We start from the raw sequence: 235 nt of genomic DNA, 5'->3' as shown, positions 1-235 counted from the left end.
CTTTTATGCTGAGTAAAAAAGAAAAAATAGCTTATGGCCTAGGTGATACGGCCAGTAATATTATTTTTCAAACCGTAATGCTATTTTTAACTTTTTTCTACACCGACATTTTTGGTATTTCGCCTGCTGTTGTTGGTACCCTTTTTTTAGTCGTCAGAGTCATTGATGCAGTTACAGACCCAATAATGGGCGCCCTGACCGATGCCACTCATACAAAATACGGTAGCTACCGACC

At 39.6% G+C, this 235-nt stretch carries 1 protein-coding gene; it reads left to right on the top strand.

Features of this window, described 5'->3' with window-relative positions:
- Positions 1–5: 5 nt before the first annotated feature.
- A partial coding sequence (locus tag AAEZ18_RS19705; RefSeq protein ID WP_352256143.1) for an MFS transporter occupies positions 6–235 on the top strand: 230 nt, incomplete at its 3' end.

The organism is Pseudoalteromonas sp. 19-MNA-CIBAN-0066, from assembly GCF_040308705.1.
GTDB lineage: Bacteria > Pseudomonadota > Gammaproteobacteria > Enterobacterales > Alteromonadaceae > Pseudoalteromonas > Pseudoalteromonas nigrifaciens.
The sequence above is the reverse complement of the archived record's forward strand: the minus strand, read 5'-3'. Positions and strand labels throughout refer to the sequence as shown.